We start from the raw sequence: 17,017 nt of genomic DNA, 5'->3' as shown, positions 1-17,017 counted from the left end.
GGTCGAGGGGCTGATGCCTGATGGCGACGATCATGTTCGACAAGGTGACCCGGCGATACCCGGGTGCCGACAAACTGGCGGTCGACTCGTTCGACCTCGGGATCGGTGACGGCGAGTTCCTCGTACTCGTCGGTCCGTCCGGTTGCGGAAAGTCCACGTGCCTCCGCATGCTCGCGGGCCTGGAGCACGTCAGCGCCGGCGCGATCCACATCGGCGAGCGGGACGTCACCCACGTACCGCCCAAGGACCGCGACATCGCGATGGTGTTCCAGAACTACGCCCTGTACCCACACCTGAGCGTCGCCGAGAACATGGGCTTCGCTCTCAAGATTGCCAAACGCCCCAAGGACGAGATCGAGCGCCGGGTCAACGAGGCCGCCAAGATTCTCGACCTCGAGCCGTTCCTGGAGCGCAAACCGAAGGCTCTGTCGGGCGGGCAGCGTCAGCGGGTGGCGATGGGCCGCGCCATCGTCCGGCAGCCGCAGGTGTTCCTCATGGACGAGCCGCTGTCCAATCTCGATGCCAAGCTGCGCGTGTCGACCCGTACCCAGATCGCCTCGCTGCAGGCTCGCCTCGGCATCACCACGCTGTATGTCACCCACGACCAGACCGAAGCCATGACGATGGGCGACCGGGTGGCCGTGATGAAGGACGGCGTGCTGCAGCAGGTCGACACGCCAATGAACCTGTACCAGAAGCCGGTCAACCCCTTCGTCGCCGGCTTCATCGGTTCGCCGGCGATGAACATGGGCACCTTCACGGTCGCCGGCGACGGGGTCCGGGTCGGTAATGCCGTCGTGCCGCTGGGCAAGGAGACACTGTCGGAGCTGCCTCCGGACGGCAAGGTCATCCTCGGTTTCCGGCCGGAGAGCCTGCAGGTCGTGGCGGAGGGCGAGCCCGGCGCGTTCCCCATGCGGGTCAAGCTGGTCGAGGAGCTCGGCTCGGACGCCTTCGTCTACGGCGAACTGGCTCAGGACGCGGCGCCCGCGCACGGAACCCTTCATTCCGAGCAGGTGATCGCCCGCGTCGATCCGGTACACACCCCGAAACGAGGCGAGATCATCTGGCTTCAGATCCGGCCCGGCACGGAGCATGTGTTCTCCGCCGAGACGGAGAAGCGGCTCTCGCCCTGATCGAGCTCCGCCGGGCGGGTAGCGCGTCGCCGGTGACGCTACCGCCCGACGGGGGCGGGCTGCTCGTCCAGGGTCGGCCCCCGGCAGACGGGTGTGCCGTCGATCCAGTCGAGGCGGTCCAGGTGCATACGCCGCGCCGTCATCGCCTCGTCCCATGCGTGGTAGACCAGCCAGTCGTCGCCGGCGAGGTCGGTGATCACGCTGGCGTGTCCGGGACCGCGGGCGCGGCCGGAAACCGTACGGATGACGGTGGGCCCGTCGCGCGAAACGTCGTGCCACGGCCCCCGGGGATCGTCCGCCCAGGCGGACCCCATGCCGTAGGACTCCGTCTGCCATGACCCGCCGGAGTACAGGCACCAGTAGCGCGACCCTCGGCGGACCACGAACGGGCCCTCGCAGGTGTGCCAGTCGTAGACCGCGCCGTACATGGACCGCCCGCGCTCGTAGATCTGCCAGTCGGCGCCGGGCATGACGACCGGCCGGCACAACCCGTCGACGCGGTCGGGCTCCACCAGCTCCTGGACGACGATCGCCGTCCCTGGCCGGGCGCGGTCGGTACGGTCGGCGGCGTAGTAGAGGTAGTGCCTCCCCCGATCCGAGAAGACGTGAGCGTCGATCGCGAACGGCTCGTCGATGCCTTCGACCGGTCGGACGTCCACATAAGGACCGTCCGGCGTGCCGGCGTCGGCGACGAAGATCCTGTGGTGGCGGTCCTCGACGCCGGCCGAGAAGTAGAGGTGGAAGCGTTCCCCGCGGCTGGTCATCTCGGGCGCCCACGCGTGCGTGCGCCCGTCCAGGTGCGGCTCGCCGGCGGACAGCGCCGGCGTCCACGGCTCCCACCGCACCAGGTCGTCCGAGACCAGCCCGGTCACCGCGTGCGCCCCGCTCGTCCCGAGCGCCCACCAGCGGCCGTCGGCGCGGATGACGTAGGGATCCGCGAAGTACCCCGGATGGACCGGGTTGCGGAACGTCGCTCGCCCGGCGGTCAATCCTTCATCCCCGCCGACGCGATGCCCTCGACGATGAACCGCTGCGTGAACGCGTACAGGAGCAGCACGGGGACCGCCGAGATCATCGCACCCGCCATGAGGAGGTCGTAGCGGACGCTGTTCGCACTCTGCAGGGTGGACAGACCCGCCGGCAGGGTCTGTTTGTCCGGGCTGAACAGGGTGTAGATGGGCCACAGGAAGTCGTTCCAGTTGGTCAGGAACGTCAGCAGGATCAGGGTGGCGATCGCCGGCCGGGCCAGCGGCAGAAGGACCGTGAGGAACGCCTTCCACCGGGTCGCTCCGTCCAGGGAGGCCGACTCCTCCAGCTCCTTGGGCAGGCCGATGAAGAACTGCCGCATGAAGAAGACGCCGAACGCGCCGGCCGCACCGGGGACGATGACGGCGAGCAGCGTGTCGAGCCAGCCCAGGTAGTTCAGCGTCAGGTAGTTCGGCACCAGCAGCACGACCGGCGGCAGGAACAACGTCGCGACGATCAGCAGGAACAGCGGCTGCCGGCCCTTGAACGGGATGCGGGCGAGCGCGTACCCGGCCAGGGTTGCGGTGGAGACGGCGAGCAGGGAGTTGGCCGTCGCCGCGATCATGCTGTTCAGGAACCATCGTCCGACCGGGGTGGCGGGGTCGTTCAGCACGCGACTGTACGCCTGGGTGGTCGGGTGCGCGGGCCACCACTGCGGGGTCGTCGAGATGGCGTCCTCCGGGGTCTTGAACGACGTCGACGCCATGTAGATCAGGGGCGCGATAAAGATCAAAGTCAGCAGCCCGAGTACGGTGTAGAACAGCCACGGACGGCGACGGCGCTCGCCCGGCCCGCCGTCCTCGGCCGGAAGGGCAAGGATCTGTTCCCTGGTGAGCGTGGTCGTCATGCGTCCGCCCTCGCCTTCGCCTTCTTCTGGGCCTTCGCGTCGCTGTCGCGGTTGGTCAGCCAGAAGACCGAGCCACTGATAACGATCAGGATGACCATGAAGATCATCGACATGGCCGATCCCATGCCCGAGTCGAACTGCCGCAGACCGGTGTCGGAGATCTGCATGATCGCCGTACGCGTCTCGTTGCCCGGGCCGCCCTGCGTCATCAGGTAGGACTGCCCGAACATGTTCATCGACGCGATGATCGTCGTGCTCACCACGAAGACCAGCACCGAGCGGATGCCGGGCAGGGTCACGGTCCGGAACTTCTGCCACCAGCTCGCTCCGTCCATCGAAGCGGCCTCGTAGAGACTGCGCGGCACATCCTGCAGCGCGGCCAGATAGATGGCGCAGTTGAACCCCAAAGTCCACCACACCGTCACCCCGACCAGCGACACCCAGGCCTGGGGCACGTCGGTGAGCCAGGGAATCGCCTTCCCCAGGTAGTAGTTGATGAGCCCGACGTTGGCGTCCAGCAGGTACCGCCAGAGGACGGCGATGACCGCCACGCCCAGCACGTACGGGGCGAAGTAGACCGCCCGGAAGAGGTTGCGCCCGGCGAACTTCTGGTTCAGCACCATGGCCACCGCCAGCGGGACCACGAGCAGCAACGGCACCGAGAGGACGGTGAACAGCAGGGTGTTGCGGACGGCTTCCCAGAAGACGCCTGACCACGGCGAGCTGCCGTTGATGAGGCTGGTGTAGTTGTCGAGGCCGATGAACGGCTTGTCGGGCAGGGTGAAGTCGTAGCGGTGCAGGCTGATCCACAAGCCCCACCCGGCCGGGAAGATGACGAACATCGCGAACAGCACCAGGTAGGGCGCGCAGAACAGCCACCCCTCACGGGTGTCTTTCCGGGCGGCCCGCTTCTCGTCCCACACCGCGTCCCCGGTGGCAGGTGGTGCGGTCCTCGGGGCCTGAACATCCGTGGCCATCGCTCACCCCTGGTCCGTCGTGCCGAACTTCTCGGCATTGCCGGCGAGAATGTCGTCCGCGCGCGCCGCCTGCTGGTCAAGGGCTTGCTCAGGGCTCTGGCGTCCCAGAATCGCCTCGCTGACGGCGAGCTCGAGAGTCTGTGCGTTCACGTCGCCGATCCCCGGAATCGACGGCATGTAATGGAAGTTGTCGATCTGGCCGGCCAGGGCCGACTGCGGCATGCTCTTGAACTCGGGACTGTTCCGGGCCGGGGCGTACGCCGGAATCATGCCGGCGCCCGCCCATTCGCTGGAATGCTCGACCATCCATTTGATGAAGGTCTTGCCGGCTTGCTGTTTGTTCGGGTCCGGCTTGCGCTGGGCCAGCATCACGAACTGGTGGGAGTTCGCCCAGGACGCGGGCTTCGCGAAGACCTTCGGTATCGGCGCGAGCGACCATTTGAGCTTGGGTGCCGTGGTCTTCAGGTCGTTGATCTGCCAGATGCCGTCCCAGGTGACGGCGGTCTCCGCGTTCTTGAATGCCAGGTACTGGGAGTCGATCGCCACGTTGGTGGGGCTCATGCCCCCTTTCACCTGGTCGACCATCCAGGTGAGTGCCGCGACGCCGGCCGGGCTGTTGTAGGTTGCCTTCAGACCGTCCGCCGAGTAGGGCTCTCCCCCGCCCTGCCACAGCAGGCTGAGGAACATCAGGTGGGCCGGCCACTTGTTCGGCATCCAGAACGGCTGGGCCACGCCGCCCTTCTGGACGGCGGCCAGATCGGACTCGAACGCCGGCCCGGTGGTCGCCTGGGCCTCCACGCCGCCGGCGGCCAGCTGGGCGGTGTTGGCGTACGACCCGATCGTGTGCGAGTCCAGCGGAACCCCCCACGCGTGCCCGTTGAACGTCGTGGCCTTGACCAGCGTCTCCGGGAAGTCCTCGGGGGTGAAGCCCATCTGCTGGATCGCGTCCTCCATCGGCACGATCACGCTCCGGGCGGCCTGGGTCGCGAGGTTGTCCAGTTGCATCACCGCGACATCGGGGCCCTGCCCGGCGTGCACCGCGGCGACGATCCGCTGGTAGAAGTCGCTCCAGCCGAGGGTGTTCGACTCCACCTTGATGTTCTTGTGGGCGGCGTTGAACTCGTCGACCATGGCCCGCATGTACGGGCCGTCACCGCCGGTGAACCCGTTCCAGTACTGCAGCGTGACCGACGGGCCGGTGTAACCGTCCGCCCCCAGTGGCGGCCCGGTGCCCTTCGACAGTTCCGTCGAGGCGCAACCGGTAAGCCCGAGCAACAGTGCACACGCAACGGCAACCGTGGCGTTCAGCGGGTGCCGGTGAGTCCGAGTGGCCATGGAGCCCTCCCGCCCAGAGCGGACGTCAACCGGGGCGCACCCGGGACAGTCCCACCTCGTTCGGTCAAGCCGCACCTGTCGTGACACTGCTCTCGGACCGCCGCCTGGAATACCGCAGAACGTATCAGGCGAACTCTTGGACGTGAAGGTGGACAATTGATAGGGAGCAATTGATCGTATGACGAATTAGCCGTAGATAAGGAGAGATGCCGCTTCTTTCACGCTCGAGGAGAACGGCCGGGGAAAGGTCGCGATCAAACGGCGGAATATCCGGAGCTGCCCGGCAAGCTGGACGCCTGAAACTCGCGGTTGGACGCCCGCATCGCCGCGGTTAATGGTGAATACGTCGTCGCGAAGCCGATGCCCGCGGTCGCGGTTCACCCCGCACGGATGGTGCCCGCCGAAACGTTCATGGACATGCTCGCCCGAGGAGGTTCCACCTGCCCCGAGGGAGTCCGCCATGGCCGCGGTTCGCCCGGGACGTGGCGGTGGCCGTGGTCGCGCTGGTCCTCGGCATCCCGAAGGAGAGGGCAATGACAACGAAGGCCGCATTCTCACCGGAGGAGTGGACGACCATCCTGGAAGCACCGCCGAGCGCCGGGCTGATCGTGGTCACCGCGGCCCGCGGCGGCATGTTCCGCGAGACGGTGGCGATGTCCAAGGCGTACGTCGAGGCGCGCCAGTGGCACGGCCAGAGCGAGCTGCTCGACGAGATCGTGACGGCGAAGCCCAAGGCCGATCACACGCGCTACCGCTCGCCCGACGAGCTCCGGGACCATGGGCTGCGGCACTTGCGCGAGGCCGTGGCCCTGCTGGAGGCCAAGGCGACGGCCGACGAGGTGGACGGCTACCGCCGCTTCGTCATCGCCGTGGCGAACAAGGTCGCGGCCGCGCACCGTGAGGACGGCGAAGCCGTCAGCCCGGCCGAGGCGGTCGCCATCGAACAGATCACCGCGGCGCTGGGCGCAGGCGAGTCCTGAGCTCGCTCGACGGATCGCTGGGCGATCACCTACTCACCCTCGGACGTCAGGGAGGTCGAGATGGCCGGCAGCGACAGCGACGCCGTGGACGCCTCGGCCCTCGTGCGGAGCCGCCGGTACTGGCTGCTGCTGGTCCTGTCCGCCCTGGTCGGTGTGGTCGTCTCGATGGCCTCGTGGGCGTTCCTGGAGATCACGCACTGGCTTCAGGTCGGGGTCTACCAGGACCTGCCCAAGTCTCTCGGCTTCGCCGCCGCTCCCTGGTGGTGGCCGCTGCCGGTGCTCGTGACGGCCGGGGTGATCGTCGCGTTCGCGGTGACCCGGCTGTCCGGACACGGCGGCCACGAGCCGGCGGAAGGCCTCAAGACCGGCACCCCGACCCTGCCCGCCGACCTCCCCGGCGTCGTCCTCGCCGCCCTCGCCACCATCGGGCTCGGACTGGTCCTGGGCCCCGAAGCGCCACTGATCGCCCTCGGCACCGGACTGGCGCTGTTCCTGCTGAACCTGTCTCGCCGGCCGATGCCGGACCAGGCGAAGCGGGTGGTGGCGGCCTCGGCCGCGTTCGCCGCGCTGGCGACCATCTTCGGGTCGCCGGTGGTCGGCGCGGTCATCATCATCGAGGCCGCCGGCCTCGGCGGCTCCACCCTGCCGGTCATCCTGCTGCCCGGCCTGCTCTCGGCCGGGATCGGGTCGCTGCTGTTCGTCGGCATCGGCTCGGTCACCGGGCTGAGCACCGACGCGTTCGCGCTGCCGCCGCTCTCCCTCGCCGCCTACCCGACGCCTCAGCTCGCCGACTTCCTGTGGACCGTGCCCCTGGCCCTCGCGGCCGCCCTGCTCGTCCACCTCGTCGTCCGGTCCGCACGGCTTGTCCGCCGGGTGGTGACCGGCCGGCGTCTCCTGCTCACCCCGGTGGCGGCCGTGCTCGTCGGCCTCACCGCCGTCACCTTCCACGCGATCAGCGGGCAATCCGCCGACGCCGTGCTCTTCTCCGGCCAGGAGGCGATGATTCCGCTGCTGCGGCAGGCGGGAACCATCTCGGTCGGTACGCTGGCGCTCCTCCTGCTGTGCAAGACGCTGGCCTGGGTGCTGTCCCTCGGCGCCGCCCGCGGCGGACCGACCTTCCCCGCGATCTTCCTCGGCCTGGTCGGCGGCCTCCTCGCCGGGCACCTGCCCTCGGCCGCCCCGACCGCCGCCATCGGCGTGCTGGTCGGCGCGACCGTCGTCGCGATGCTGCGCCTGCCGCTGTCCTCCATCCTGATCGCCCTGCTGCTGACCCGCGCCGGGGACGGCGTCGCTCCCCTGGTCATCCTGTCCGTCGTGGTCGCGTACATCGCCACGCTGTTGCTCGAGGCGCGCGCCCCCGGCGCCGAACCCGCGGCGCAGGCCACCACTCCCGGACCGGCGGCCACGAGAGCGGAGCCGGCGTCATGACCGGCACCGCCGACGGCCGGCCCCCGTTCCGCCGGATCGTCTGGACCGTCCTGCGGGTCGTCGTGTCGGTCGCCGTGCTCGTCACGATCTACTACCTGCTGCCCCTCGACCGCGCGTCCCGCTCGGCCGCCATCGCGGTGCTGCTCATCGGGCTGGCCGTATTCGTCGTGCTGGTCGCGGTCCAGATCCGGGTGATCCTGCGGTCCCCGTACCCGGGGCTGCGGGCCATCGAGTCGCTGGCCACCAGCGTCGCGCTGTTCCTGCTGCTGTTCGCGGCCAGCTACGTGGCGCTGTCCGCGTTGTCGGCCGGCAACTTCGGTGGCCGGCTGTCGCACACCGACGCCCTGTACTTCACGGTCACCGTGTTCGCCACCGTCGGGTTCGGCGACATCACCGCCAAGACACCGGGGGCCCGGCTGCTGGTCACCGGGCAGATGATCACCGATCTGATCATTCTCGGCATCGCGGTCAAGCTGATCGTGGGTGCGTTCCACCGCGGCCGGCAACGCCGGACCGATCCGGACCGCACCGGAAGCGGCTGACCGGGAGCGGGCCGGCCGGCCTCAGCCGTCCCCCGGATCCGGGAGCTCGATCACCGCCTCGGGACGCCGCCGCGGCGAGGACGGGGGCGCCTCGTCCGCCGCCGGCACCCCGATGCGCAGCACCAGGTACGCGACCCCGCCCGGCAGCAGGCCCTGCACCAGCCGCCGCGGCTCGTCCACCTCGAACACGTCGCTCATCGGAGCCACGGCCGGCCCTTCCAGCACCGCGGTCAGCAGCACCGCGGAGAGCGCCTCGCCGCCGCGCAGCCACGCCTGCTCGGTGTCGGTCACACCGTGCAGGATCACGTACGCCGTGCCTTCGTCGTGCCCGGGGCCGGCCGCGAGGCCGGGATCGCCGGGGGTGGTGAAGTCACGGATCGGCACCGGCCGGCTCCCGGCCGGGACGGCGGTGTACGCCGGCACGCCGTCGCCGCTGCCGGCGGGCCGCCCGGTCCACTCGGCGAGCGCCGCGCGGTAGGCAGGGTCCGCGCGCTCGGTCCGGGCCGCCTCGGCCGCCGCCGCGGCGAGGACCGGCACCTCCGCGGATCGCAGCGGGTGCAGGTCGGCGCCCTCGGCCCGGGCGGCGGCGCCGAGCCGGGCCAGCACCTCGCGGGACACCGGGGTGGCGCCGAAGGCGCGCCGGTCGGTCCGGCGGCGCGGAATCGCCCCCCGCAACTGCCGGCTGGGTGTTGAAGACCGACGGCGCGCGCTGGGCCAGGCGGGCGGCCTCGGCGAGAGTCCGCATCAGATCGGTGCGCGGGGCCGGCCTCATGATCCCGGGTTGGCCGGGTTGAACTCGCCGGGCTCACGGCTCTGCTCGGCCCGGATGACGTGCATGACCGCGTTGATCAGGGCCAGGTGGGTGAACGCCTGCGGGAAGTTGCCCAGGTGCCGGCCGCTGTACGTGTCGATCTCCTCGGCGTACAGCTCGAGCGGGCTGGCGTACGCGAGCAGCCGCTCGCAGAGTTTCCGGGCCTGGTCCAGCTCGCCGATCTCGACGAGCGCGGACGCCAGCCAGAACGAGCAGATCGTGAAGGTGCCCTCCTCGCCCCGGAGCCCGTCGTCGGTCTCCTCGACCCGGTAGCGCAGGACGAGGCCGTCCACGGTGAGCTCCTCGGCGATCGCCCGCACGGTGGCGCGCATCCGCGGGTCGGTGGGCGGCAGGAACCGCATCAACGGCAGCAACAGCAGCGACGCGTCGAGCGCCGACGAGCCGTAGCGCTGGACGAACACGCCACGGTCGTCGACGCCCTTGATGCACACCTCGGCGTGGATCTGATCGGCGATGGCCTGCCATTTGGACGCGTACTCGGGCTCGTCGTAGAGCCGGGCGAGGCGCGCCCCGCGGTCCAGCGCCACCCAGCACATCACCTTGCTCGACACAAAGTGCTGGGGCTCGCCGCGTACCTCCCAGATGCCGCGGTCCGGCTCCTCCCAGTGCGCCGCCGCCTGCTCGGCCTGTTGCTTCAGCACCGGCCAGAGCGACTCCGGCAGCTGCTCCCGGGAGCGGGCGTGCAGGTAGACGGAGTCGAGCACGGCGCCCCAGACATCGTGCTGCTTCTGCTTGTACGCGGCGTTGCCCACGCGTACCGGAAAGGCGCCCTCGTAGCCCGACAGGTGCGGCAGCGCCTGCTCCTCGATCTCCCGCTCGCCGCCCACCCGATACATGACCTGCAGTTCGTGGCCGTCCCGGCAGGCGTCGTAGATGAAGTAGAAGAAGTCGTTGGCCTCCCGGTCGAAGCCGAGGGTGTACAGGCCCCAGAGGGCGAAGGTCGAGTCACGCACCCACGCATAGCGATAGTCCCAGTTGCGCTCGCCGTGCGGCGTCTCCGGCAGCGCCATCGTCGCCGCGGCCAGCAGCGCACCGGTGGGCGCGTACGTGAGGCCCTTGAGGGTCAGCGCGCTGCGCTGCAGGTAGCTGCGCCAGGGGTGGTCCGGGAAGTCGCCCAGGGTGATCCATTGCCGCCAGTACTCCGAGGTGCGCTCCATCCGCTCGCGGGCCTCGTCGAGGGTGCGCGGCGGCGGCAGCGGCGACCAGGACAGCGCCACGAAGTGCCAGTCGCCCTCCATCATCCGGGTCCGCGCGTTCAACCCGCGCCCCTCGATGCCTGGCCGCAGATCGGTGGTGAGCCGCAGCGTGAGCTCGTCGTCCGGGGTGCCGGCGACCAGCTCGCCGTAGCCGGCGCCCTCGTACCGCCAGTTCGGCTCCCGGCGGCCGTAGTCGAACACCGGCTCGCAGGTCATCGACAGGTCGACCGACCCGCTCACGCAGCGGACGGTACGCAGCAGGCAGTGCTCGGCGTCGAAGTCGGTCGGCGATCGGCGGTGCGTCCGGGAGCGCTCCTCGATGTTGTGCCACGGCCCCATGCAGAGCGCGTCGCGGACGATCAGCCAGCCGGTCCGGGTCTGCCAGGTCGTCTCCACCATCAGGCTGCCCGGCATGTACCGGCGGGCGGCCGGAACCATCTCGTCGTACGGACCCAGCCGGAACGCGCCGGCACTGCGGTCCAGCATGGTCGTGAACACGCTGGGCGAGTCCGGCCGGGGCAGGCACATCCATTCGACCGCGCCGTTCGGGGCGACCAGGCAGGTGACCTCGCAGTCGGACAGGAAGGCGTAGTCGGCGATGGGCGGGAACGGACTGCGCGCCCATTGCTGGGACATCGCGGCGAATCGCTCGGGCGGCGCCTCGGTCATGACTGCGATGCTCGTCCGGTCGCGTCGCCCGCGCCAGAGGCGGACCGGCCGCTGTGCCGCCTGCTGACAATCGGGACACCCGCGGGCCTCAGGCCGACTCGCGCACGACCACCTTCGTCGGCAGGAGGAACGGCTGCGGCTGCTCGCCCTCCAGCACCTCGACCAGCATGCGGGCGGCCTCGCGGCCCAGGGCCTGCACCGGCTGATGGATGGTGGTCAGCTTCGGATCGGTGTGCAACGCGATCGGCAGATCGTCGAAGCCCACCACGGCCACGTCGCCGGGCACCGTGCGGCCGGCGTCGCGCAGCACCCGCACCGCGCCGGCCGCCATGTTGTCGTTCGCGGCCAGCACGGCATCGAGATCCGGGTGCGTCCGCAGCAGCGTACGCATCGCCGCGGCGCCGCCGGTTTCCATGAAGTCGCCGGGTTCGCTGGCGTACGGCCGCAGTCCCGCCAGCGTCAGCGCCTCGGTGTAGCCGCGCCGGCGCTCCCGCCCGACCGCGGTGTCGTCCGGCCCGGTGATCAGGACGATCCGGCGGCGGCCTGCTGGATCCGGCCGGTGGACTCCTGCGATCTTGCGCGGATACGCCCTTGAGGCTGTCGACCAGGGTGAAGGTCGCCAGCTTAGGCGGGTAGTGGACGGGTAAGTGTGCTCGGACCTTTTCGTCGTTGAACTCGCGCAGCTCGGTGCCGAGGCCGCCGGCGACATCTCGCATGATGTATTCGCATCGAGTAATGCACCGCGTCTTTGAACACGTCCCGCAGCCATTTCTTGACCAAAAGCGGACGAACATGCAGGTTCAACACGGCTGAGCGGACTCGGCGAACATTCTGGTCAGGCTCTGTAGTGGTGAGATAGATCGGACCCGATCGTGGTGAAGAAGCACAGCAGGCTGGACAATCCCCAAAACCTCCACCCGCGCGAGGTGGCCAGACGACTCGGGGTCAGCCGCGGGACACTCCGGCGTTGCGGAGAGGACGGCAACCGCACCGTCGAACAGATCGCCGCCCTTATCGACGAGCAGCCGCAGTGGCTGATCGAGGGGCGGGCGGCCACCGCCTCCAGGAAGCAACAGCAGCGTGAGCTCGGAGCCCGGCGCGAGAGACGAGAGCAGAAGGCGACGGCTGACGCCCAGCGGATGCTCGATGCTTACAAGGACGGGCGGGGCCTGTGAAGATCGTCGTGCAGGTCCGGTTGTTCCCCGACGCCGCCCAGCAGGCCGCGTTACAGGCCACGCTAGACCTGTGCAACGCCGCCGCCGACTACGCTTCGGCCGAGGCGTTTCAGCGTGGGGTATTCACCAAGCAGGCGTTGCAGCGGCTTACCTACGGTCGGCTGAAGGACATGGGGCTCTCGGCGCAGCCGGCTATCCATGTGGCCCGGAAGGTCGCCGGGGCGTACGCCGCCCTGAAGGCCAATATCCGGGCCGGGAACCTCGGCAAGCGCGGCTCGAGACGGCGGGTGAAGGCCGAAAGCAAACCGATCACGTTCCGCCGGAATGCGGCGCAACCGTTCGACGACCGGTGCTTGTCCTGGCAGCTCGCCGCCCGCACCGTGTCGATCTGGGCGGTCGGTGGCCGGCTGAACAAGGTCCTATTCGGCTGCTCCGACCAGCAGTACGCTGCGTTGGCCGCGCACCGCCGCGGCGAGTCCGACCTGGTTTGCCGAGACGGCAAGTGGTACCTGTACGCCACTTGCGACATCCCCGACGTGCAGACCAACCAGCCGGACGGGTTCCTCGGCGTCGACCTGGGCATCGCCAACATCGCCACCACTGGCGACGGCACCCGGTACTGCGGCAAGGGATTGAACCGGATCCGGCACCGCAACCAGCGGCTGCGCGCCAAGCTCCAGAAGATTGGCACCAAGTCCGCCAAGCGGCTGCTGAAGAAGCGGGGACGCAAGGAAGCCCGGTTCGCGGCCGACACCAACCACGTCATCGCCAAACGCATCGTGACCGAGGCCGAACGCACCGGCCGCGGTATCGCCCTGGAAGACCTGGGCGGCATCCGCGACCGGGTACGGCTCCGACGGCCCGAGCGGGTCACGCTTCACTCGTGGGCGTTCCATCAACTCGGCACCTACGTCGCGTACAAGGCGGCCCGCGCCGGGGTAGCGGTCGTCTACGTCGACCCTGCCTACACTTCGCAGAGCTGCTCGCACTGTGAGCACGTCAGCCGGAAGAACCGCCCGAACCAGTCCACCTTTCAGTGCACGTCGTGCGGCTTCGCTGAGCACGCCGACGTGAACGCAGCCCGCAACATCGCCAAGCGCGGTGTTGCCGGCTGGGCAGCAGTCAGCCTGCCAAACGCGGCGTGATCTCGTGCTCATCACCACGTGCCATCACGATCCGCAAGCTCAGGCCGTTGGGGCCGAGCAGCTGACCGGCAACTGGTACCCATCGGGCTCCGCGGACAACATGGTGATCCTTCGCTGAAGGTGCGGGCGGATCGGCACGGTGCACGGCCTGATCCGGGCGGCCGGGTCGCGGAACGTGCATCGGGTGTAGGGCGTACCACGATGGACCCTCGCGGACACGCCCTACCAACGACTCGGCGGGCGCCTACCTGGGGACCGTCACCCCCATGACGATTGCGGGGAGCGTGAGGTTGCATGGTCACCTACGACCGCCGAGCCATAAGGAGTGGCTCGCGACTACTCGGGTTTCTGTGGGCGCCGGACGCACACAGAGGTTGCGTCACGTTGGGTTATGTCTGGCACCGCTCCGCGATCCTTGGCACTGTTGCCTGCACATGCCAGCAGCTACATACCTCATGTCAGCAGGGAGCCCACGCCGATGTCGTCCACCGCAGGCGAGCTTGTTACCGAGGTGTTGGAGTACGACGGCGGACGTCAGGTCACCGCCTACGTGCCGGCGGCTGCGCCCGAGGCGATCGTCTTTGCCGGTGACGGCCAGTTGATCACGTCGTGGGGAGCGGCGTTGGAGGCCGCTGATCTACCGCCCACGATGATCGTCGGCGCGCACCGGCTGGAGGATGAGACGCTGCGGCTGCACGAGTACTCACCGGGCCGTAGCACGGACGCGTTCACCTTCGACTCACAACGGTTCGCGGCACACGAGAAATTCTTCGTCGAGGACGTACGCCGATGGGCGGCGATCCGTCTTGGCGCCAAGCTGCCGGCCGACCGAACCGCGGCGTTCGGTGTCTCGGCTAGTGCAGAACTCGCGTTGGCCATGGGGCTTCGTCATCCCGACATCTACGGCGCGGTCTTCTGCGCCTCGCCGGGTGCGGGATACCAGCCACCCGCCGTGCTACCTGGCAGGCTTCCGCGCACCTACCTCGTCGCCGGCACCGAGGAACCGTTCTTCCGCGACAACGCGAGCCGGTGGGCGAACGCGCTGCGCGATGCGGGTGGCGACGTTGTCCTGACCGAGCGGGTCGGCTCGCACGGCGGTGCGTTCTGGAAGCAAGAGTTTCCGTTGATGGTGGCCTGGGCCTTCGGACACTGACCCCGCCCGACGCCCGCCGAGGGGCTCCCAACGATGGACACATTGCCGTCGTTCGTTGATCACTTCGTGCGACTCACCACAGCATTCAACCGGATCCTTCGCCTTACCGGTGCGACAGTGCAATCGGCGGCGTTCACCGAGCAGAGACTCGTGATTGCGCTGCGCCGACGCAGGCGACGTCTGGTGTGCCCATGTGGGGCATCGACGACGGCCCGCTACGACTCGTCGCGCCGTCGGTGGCGGCAACTGGACTTCGGTGTCTGCCAAGTGTGGCTCGAGGCCGATATCCACCGCATCCACTGCCGCTCCTGCGCGCGGGTCCGCACCGAGCGGGTGCCGTGGGCCCGGCCGAACGCGCGGCACACCACCGACTTCGAGAACGTCGCCGCATGGCCGGCGCAACGCATGGACAAAGCGAGCATCGCCCGGCTGCTGCGTTGCTCCTGGGCAGCGGTCGACGCGATCGTCACCCGGGTCGCGGCCGACCACCTCGACGACGCCCGACTCGACCAGCTCTATCGCATCGGCGTCGACGAAATATCCTACAAACGCGGCCACAAGTTCCTGACCATCGTGGCCGACCACGACACCGGGAAGGTGGTCTGGGTCGGCAAGGAACGCTCCAAGGCCGCCTTCGAGGACTTCTTCGCCGCCCTCGGCCCCGAGCGCTCGGCCGCGGTTGAGGCGATCAGCCTCGACGGCAGCAGCGTCTACCTGCCCGTCACGCGCGAACAGATCCCACAGGCCCGGATCTGCCTCGACCCGTTCCACGTGATCAAGTGGACCAACGAGGTCGTGGAATCGGTCTACCGGGCCGAAGCAACCACCATGCCGTCTGGCCCCGGCATGCCCGAGCGCCGCGACTGGCGCCGCGCCCGGTTCGCCGTCCGCGCCGGCCGGGAGAACCTCGACGACCACCACCGCCAGATCCTGAGCCTGCTCCGGCGTCACCGCTACCGGCTTTGGCGCACCTGGGAACTCAAAGAGCAGCTACGAGATCTTTACCGCACGACCGATCCCGCCGACGCCCGCGCCTACCTCAATCGCTGGTGCACCGCCGCGAAACGCAGCCGGATCCCTGCCTTCCGCAATCTTGTACGCCGGATCGAAAAACACGCCGACGCCGTCGTTGCCGCCGTCGAGCTCGGCCTGTCCAACTCCCGCCTCGAAGGCATCAACGCCAGGATCCGACTGATCCAGCGCCGCGGTTTCGGCTACCGCAACCTCGACGCCCTCACCGCGGCCATCTACCTCTGCCTCGGCGGAGTCGCCCTCAATTTACCCACGGAAACCTGAGTAGTCGCAGTGGCTCTCAAGGGCGAGGAAACTTCGAAGCCTTGAGAGCCACTTGGGGTGGAATGATCGGTGATGATGACTTTCGGCTGGTCTCATGTTCGGCAGGATCTATAGGTCGAATTCTCCGTCCTTGATTCCGTCGACGAAGGCGTTCCATTCGGTCGGGGTGAAGATCAGGGCGGGCCCGGTGCCCTGGTCCTTGGTGTCGCGGACGGCGACGATGCCGGGGAGGTTGGTGGCAACTTCCACGCAGTTGCCGGAGCCGTTGGACCGGGTGGACTTCTTCCACGCCGCATCGGTCAGGTCAGGCTTCACGGTCGGTCAGCTCCTTCAATCGGTGGGACATCACGTCGACGGATTGGGCTGGCGTCAGGACCTGCCGGTCCAGGGCGGCCCAGACTTGCTCGTACACGTCGATCTCTGCGGGCTTGTCGAGATAGATGGCGCCGGTCAGATCCTCGCTGTACACGGTGGATGGCGGAGTGTTGCCGTTCTCGACAGCGAAATCCATCAGCGTCCACCCGCCGGTGGAGGATGATCGGTGGGGGTTCGCGCTCAGCGGCAGGATGCGGATGGTCACTGTGGGCAGCTCTGTTGCTTTCAGCAGGTGCCAGATCTGCTGGCGCATCACACCGTCGCCGGCGGGTTCGCTCAGCAACACCGCCTCGGAGAGGATGACCTCCAGGTCGGGTGGAGCGGGGAAGGAACGGGTCAGCAACTGCTGGCGCTCTTGACGGAGCTTGATCCGGGCGGCGACTTCGCCGTCGTCCAGGTGCGGCAGGTCGGTGCGGATCACCACGCCCATGTAGCCGCTGTGCTGAAGCAGCCCAGGAACCAGTTGCGGGCCGAACTCGCGGATCCGTCTGGCGGTCTGTTCCAGGGACACGAACAGCTCGAACCAGCGCGGGATCACGTCACCGTAGGAGTGCCACCAGCCGCGTGATCTGCTCTCCTTGGCCAGCCCGATCAATACGTCGCGCATCCGGGCATCGAGGCCGTAGAAGTCGCAGAGCACTTCGACGGTTGATGGCCGGGTCGACACTTCTCCGCGTTCGACCCGTCTGACCGTCTGGACGGATACGCCCACCCGATCTGCGGCCTTTTGCATGGTGATGCCGGCCCGCTTGCGCGCCGATTCCAGAGCGATCCCGAGCGAGCGTCGGGGGACGGTGGATCCGGTGGTTTCCTCCGTCACGACGGGAGTCCCCTTTCGATCTGGTACCCGGGAACCTACCAGTTTGGGAGGTTCCATCTGTCGATCTGGCACGTCAAGAAGGTTTCTG

17 protein-coding genes are annotated in these 17,017 nt (G+C 68.7%); 8 read left to right on the top strand and 9 right to left on the bottom strand.

The genetic code is table 11. The features are described from left to right. Positions 1-20 precede the first annotated feature (20 nt). Positions 21-1,133, top strand: coding sequence for an ABC transporter ATP-binding protein (locus ACQP2F_RS16890; protein WP_433304999.1), 1,113 nt, complete (start codon positions 21-23; stop codon positions 1,131-1,133). Positions 1,134-1,171: 38 nt separating this feature from the next. Here ACQP2F_RS16890 and ACQP2F_RS16885 read toward each other — a convergent pair whose 3' ends face one another. Genes ACQP2F_RS16885 through ACQP2F_RS16870 form a run of 4 tightly spaced genes read right to left on the bottom strand, consistent with a single transcriptional unit; the run spans position 1,172 to position 5,318 of the window. Continuing rightward, a complete protein-coding gene (locus ACQP2F_RS16885; RefSeq protein ID WP_433304997.1) occupies positions 1,172-2,122 on the bottom strand; it encodes a glycoside hydrolase family 43 protein in 951 nt (316 codons plus the stop codon). Beyond that, positions 2,119-3,006 (bottom strand): carbohydrate ABC transporter permease, encoded by an 888-nt coding sequence (locus tag ACQP2F_RS16880; RefSeq protein WP_433304995.1) that lies wholly within the window; start codon positions 3,004-3,006, stop codon positions 2,119-2,121. The genes ACQP2F_RS16885 and ACQP2F_RS16880 overlap by 4 nt, the downstream gene beginning before the upstream one ends. Next, the gene (locus ACQP2F_RS16875) at positions 3,003-3,983 is read right to left on the bottom strand and encodes a carbohydrate ABC transporter permease (RefSeq protein WP_433304993.1); all 981 of its coding nucleotides are present in this window, start codon (positions 3,981-3,983) and stop codon (positions 3,003-3,005) included. The genes ACQP2F_RS16880 and ACQP2F_RS16875 overlap by 4 nt, the downstream gene beginning before the upstream one ends. A gap of 3 nt (positions 3,984-3,986) precedes the next feature. Continuing rightward, the gene (locus tag ACQP2F_RS16870) at positions 3,987-5,318 is read right to left on the bottom strand and encodes an ABC transporter substrate-binding protein (RefSeq protein WP_433304991.1); all 1,332 of its coding nucleotides are present in this window, start codon (positions 5,316-5,318) and stop codon (positions 3,987-3,989) included. 533 nt (positions 5,319-5,851) lie between these two features. Here ACQP2F_RS16870 and ACQP2F_RS16865 point away from each other — a divergent pair. The 3 genes from ACQP2F_RS16865 to ACQP2F_RS16855 are packed head-to-tail and all read left to right on the top strand — an operon-like array spanning position 5,852 to position 8,268. Next, entirely contained in the window at positions 5,852-6,298 is a 447-nt protein-coding gene (locus tag ACQP2F_RS16865) for a hypothetical protein (protein ID WP_433304989.1), read from the top strand. A gap of 60 nt (positions 6,299-6,358) precedes the next feature. Continuing rightward, a complete protein-coding gene (locus ACQP2F_RS16860) occupies positions 6,359-7,726 on the top strand; it encodes a chloride channel protein (protein ID WP_433304987.1) in 1,368 nt (455 codons plus the stop codon). Continuing rightward, positions 7,723-8,268, top strand: coding sequence for a potassium channel family protein (locus tag ACQP2F_RS16855; protein WP_433304985.1), 546 nt, complete (start codon positions 7,723-7,725; stop codon positions 8,266-8,268). Before ACQP2F_RS16860 ends, ACQP2F_RS16855 begins: the two co-directional genes overlap by 4 nt. A gap of 21 nt (positions 8,269-8,289) precedes the next feature. Here ACQP2F_RS16855 and ACQP2F_RS16850 read toward each other — a convergent pair whose 3' ends face one another. From ACQP2F_RS16850 to ACQP2F_RS16840, 3 genes are all read right to left on the bottom strand, one after another. Continuing rightward, positions 8,290-8,943: an Acg family FMN-binding oxidoreductase gene (locus ACQP2F_RS16850; RefSeq protein WP_433304983.1), complete on the bottom strand. Its 654-nt coding sequence runs from the start codon at positions 8,941-8,943 to the stop codon at positions 8,290-8,292. 93 nt (positions 8,944-9,036) lie between these two features. Beyond that, entirely contained in the window at positions 9,037-10,965 is a 1,929-nt protein-coding gene (locus ACQP2F_RS16845; protein ID WP_433304981.1) for a glycoside hydrolase family 15 protein, read from the bottom strand. Positions 10,966-11,053: 88 nt separating this feature from the next. Further along, positions 11,054-11,674: a LacI family DNA-binding transcriptional regulator gene (locus ACQP2F_RS16840; protein WP_433307543.1), complete on the bottom strand. Its 621-nt coding sequence runs from the start codon at positions 11,672-11,674 to the stop codon at positions 11,054-11,056. Positions 11,675-11,837: 163 nt separating this feature from the next. Here ACQP2F_RS16840 and ACQP2F_RS16835 point away from each other — a divergent pair, with 163 nt between their 5' ends. The 4 genes from ACQP2F_RS16835 (at position 11,838) to ACQP2F_RS16820 (ending at position 15,734) form a co-directional block, all read left to right on the top strand. Further along, positions 11,838-12,140: a DUF5997 family protein gene (locus tag ACQP2F_RS16835; protein WP_433304979.1), complete on the top strand. Its 303-nt coding sequence runs from the start codon at positions 11,838-11,840 to the stop codon at positions 12,138-12,140. Further along, entirely contained in the window at positions 12,137-13,285 is a 1,149-nt protein-coding gene (locus ACQP2F_RS16830; protein ID WP_433304977.1) for an RNA-guided endonuclease InsQ/TnpB family protein, read from the top strand. Before ACQP2F_RS16835 ends, ACQP2F_RS16830 begins: the two co-directional genes overlap by 4 nt. A gap of 478 nt (positions 13,286-13,763) precedes the next feature. After that, positions 13,764-14,438 carry an alpha/beta hydrolase-fold protein gene (locus ACQP2F_RS16825; protein ID WP_433304975.1) on the top strand — a complete coding sequence of 225 codons (675 nt, stop codon included), beginning with the start codon at positions 13,764-13,766 and terminating at the stop codon, positions 14,436-14,438. A 33-nt stretch (positions 14,439-14,471) separates the two neighbouring features. Next, positions 14,472-15,734 carry an ISL3 family transposase gene (locus ACQP2F_RS16820; protein WP_433304973.1) on the top strand — a complete coding sequence of 421 codons (1,263 nt, stop codon included), beginning with the start codon at positions 14,472-14,474 and terminating at the stop codon, positions 15,732-15,734. A gap of 108 nt (positions 15,735-15,842) precedes the next feature. On the opposite strand, the gene ACQP2F_RS16815 is transcribed toward ACQP2F_RS16820, so the two are convergent. Continuing rightward, positions 15,843-16,049, bottom strand: a complete 207-nt coding sequence (locus ACQP2F_RS16815) for a DUF397 domain-containing protein (RefSeq protein WP_433304972.1) — start codon at positions 16,047-16,049, stop codon at positions 15,843-15,845. Further along, the gene (locus tag ACQP2F_RS16810; protein ID WP_433304970.1) at positions 16,039-16,929 is read right to left on the bottom strand and encodes a helix-turn-helix domain-containing protein; all 891 of its coding nucleotides are present in this window, start codon (positions 16,927-16,929) and stop codon (positions 16,039-16,041) included. The genes ACQP2F_RS16815 and ACQP2F_RS16810 overlap by 11 nt, the downstream gene beginning before the upstream one ends. Positions 16,930-17,017 lie beyond the last annotated feature (88 nt).

The sequence above is a fragment of the Actinoplanes sp. CA-030573 genome (assembly GCF_050951115.1).
Lineage (GTDB): Bacteria > Actinomycetota > Actinomycetes > Mycobacteriales > Micromonosporaceae > Actinoplanes.
Note: the sequence above shows the minus strand (reverse complement) of the source record. Positions and strands in the feature narration are given on the sequence as shown.

Bases quoted from the DNA above. Each gene is read 5' to 3' on its own strand.
- ACQP2F_RS16890 (WP_433304999.1), top strand. From the start codon at position 21: ATGGCGACGATCATGTTCGACAAGGTGACCCGGCGATACCCGGGTGCC.
- ACQP2F_RS16880 (WP_433304995.1), bottom strand. From the start codon at position 3,006: ATGACGACCACGCTCACCAGGGAACAGATCCTTGCCCTTCCGGCCGAG.
- ACQP2F_RS16875 (WP_433304993.1), bottom strand. From the start codon at position 3,983: ATGGCCACGGATGTTCAGGCCCCGAGGACCGCACCACCTGCCACCGGG.
- ACQP2F_RS16870 (WP_433304991.1), bottom strand. From the start codon at position 5,318: ATGGCCACTCGGACTCACCGGCACCCGCTGAACGCCACGGTTGCCGTT.
- ACQP2F_RS16865 (WP_433304989.1), top strand. From the start codon at position 5,852: ATGACAACGAAGGCCGCATTCTCACCGGAGGAGTGGACGACCATCCTG.
- ACQP2F_RS16860 (WP_433304987.1), top strand. From the start codon at position 6,359: ATGGCCGGCAGCGACAGCGACGCCGTGGACGCCTCGGCCCTCGTGCGG.
- ACQP2F_RS16855 (WP_433304985.1), top strand. From the start codon at position 7,723: ATGACCGGCACCGCCGACGGCCGGCCCCCGTTCCGCCGGATCGTCTGG.
- ACQP2F_RS16845 (WP_433304981.1), bottom strand. From the start codon at position 10,965: ATGACCGAGGCGCCGCCCGAGCGATTCGCCGCGATGTCCCAGCAATGG.
- ACQP2F_RS16840 (WP_433307543.1), bottom strand. From the start codon at position 11,674: ATGTCGCCGGCGGCCTCGGCACCGAGCTGCGCGAGTTCAACGACGAAA.
- ACQP2F_RS16825 (WP_433304975.1), top strand. From the start codon at position 13,764: ATGTCGTCCACCGCAGGCGAGCTTGTTACCGAGGTGTTGGAGTACGAC.
- ACQP2F_RS16820 (WP_433304973.1), top strand. From the start codon at position 14,472: ATGGACACATTGCCGTCGTTCGTTGATCACTTCGTGCGACTCACCACA.